General features: G+C 75.7%; 2 protein-coding genes. Both read left to right on the top strand.

The window, feature by feature from the left end; all coding sequences use genetic code 11:
- Positions 1-644 (top strand): CheB methylesterase domain-containing protein (locus E2C05_RS31540; protein ID WP_133223548.1); only part of this gene is annotated, 644 nt, incomplete at its 5' end.
- The gene (locus E2C05_RS31535) at positions 641-1468 is read left to right on the top strand and encodes a CheR family methyltransferase (protein WP_133223547.1); all 828 of its coding nucleotides are present in this window, start codon (positions 641-643) and stop codon (positions 1466-1468) included. The genes E2C05_RS31540 and E2C05_RS31535, both read left to right, overlap by 4 nt.
- The last annotated feature ends 264 nt before the right edge of the window (positions 1469-1732 follow it).

The raw sequence follows: 1732 nt of genomic DNA, 5'->3' as shown, positions 1-1732 counted from the left end.
CGGCGCGACCGGCGGCGCCGGCCCGGCCGGTCGCGCTCGGCCCGCCGGCGCGCGGGGTGCGGGCGATCGGCCTCGGCTGCTCGACCGGCGGGCCGCAGGCGCTGGCCACCTTCGTGCAGGCGCTGGCGCGGCCGCTGCCGGTGCCGCTGCTGGTGGTGCAGCACATGCCCGCCGGCTTCACCACCATGCTGGCCGACCACCTGGACCGTCTGGGCCGGCTGCCCTGCGCCGAGGCACGGGATGGGGAGACGCTGCAGCCCGGACGGCTGTATCTAGCGCCCGGCAACCGGCACCTGCTGGCGGGGGCGGAGGGACGCGGGCTGGTCGCCCGGCTGAATGACGGCCCGCCGGAGAATTTCTGCCGGCCGGCGGTGGACCCGATGCTGCGCAGCCTGGCGGATGCCTGCGGCGGCGCGGTGCTGGCGGTGATCCTGACCGGCATGGGGCATGACGGGCTGGCGGGTTGCCGGCAGGTGGCCGCCGCCGGCGGCACTGTGCTGGCGCAGGACGAGGCGAGTTCGGTGGTCTGGGGCATGCCCGGCGCCGTGGCGAAGGCGGGCCTGGCCCGTGCGCTGCTGCCGCCGGCCGCCCTGGCGGAACAGGTGCTGGCGCTGGCCGGCGGACGCGTGGGGGCGATGGCATGAACAAGGAAAGCTTCGCCTTCATCGCGGGCCTGGTGAAGGGCCGCAGCGGCCTCGTGCTCACGGCCGACCAGGGCTACATGCTGGAGACGCGGCTGGGCCCGCTGCTGAAGAAGGAAGGCCTGGCCAGCATCGACGCGCTGGCGCTGAAGCTGAAGGATCCGCGCGCGACCGCCCTGGCCGAGGCGGTGACGGAGGCGCTGACCACCAACGAAAGCTCCTTCTTCCGCGACGGCAAGCCCTTCGACCACCTGCGCAAGGTCCTGCCGGAGCTGGCGGCGGCGCGGCCCGCGGGCGCGACCCTGCGGATCTGGTCGGCCGCCTGCTCCACCGGGCAGGAAGCCTACACCATCGCCATGATCCTGTCGGAGCTGGCGCCGCAGCTCGGCGGCCGGAAGGCGGAGATCCTGGGCACCGACATCTCGCAGGAGGTGCTGACCCGGGCGCGCGAGGGCGTCTTCACCCAGTTCGAGGTGCAGCGCGGCCTGCCGGCCCGGCTGCTGGTGAAGCATTTCCGCCAGGAGGAGGGGCGCTGGCGCGTGGCGCCGGACCTGCGCGCGATGGCGAAATTCGAGCGGTTCAACCTGCTCTCCGACCTCCGCTCGCTCGGCCGGTTCGACGTGATCTTCTGCCGCAACGTGCTGATCTACTTCGATGCGCCGACCAAGTCGCGGGTGCTGGAAGCGCTGTCGGCGCAGCTCGCGCCGGATGGCGTGCTGTATCTCGGCGGCGCCGAGACGGTGCTAGGCCTGACCACCCGCCTGGCGCCGGTGAGCGGCGAGCGGGGCGTCTATGCCAAGGCGGTGCCGCAGGCGATGGCCGGCTGACCCGCGCCGGCGCCCGGCCGCGCCGCTTGGCCGGCGGGTCCGGCAGGGCCTCGGCCGGCCCCGGCTGCCGCGCCGCATCCGGGCGTCGTCCCGCGCCATGGTCGCCGGCCCCGGCGCGGGACGGCGATCCCCATCCCTGACCCGGCCGCCGGCCGGGACGGCAAGTCCCCGGTGCGGCGGACCCCTGCCGGGCCGCGGCAGGCGGAGCCGCCCGGCGATGCATCGGCGAAGGCGGCGCGGACTGCCGGCCCGGCCGGCGGTCGC

It is taken from the genome of Paracraurococcus ruber (genome assembly GCF_004353985.1).
GTDB classification, from domain to species: Bacteria; Pseudomonadota; Alphaproteobacteria; order Acetobacterales; family Acetobacteraceae; genus Paracraurococcus; species Paracraurococcus ruber.
Note: the sequence above shows the minus strand (reverse complement) of the source record. Positions and strands in the feature narration are given on the sequence as shown.

Excerpts from the sequence above, each read along its gene's own strand:
- E2C05_RS31535 (WP_133223547.1), top strand. The coding sequence starts at position 641 with ATGAACAAGGAAAGCTTCGCCTTCATCGCGGGCCTGGTGAAGGGCCGC.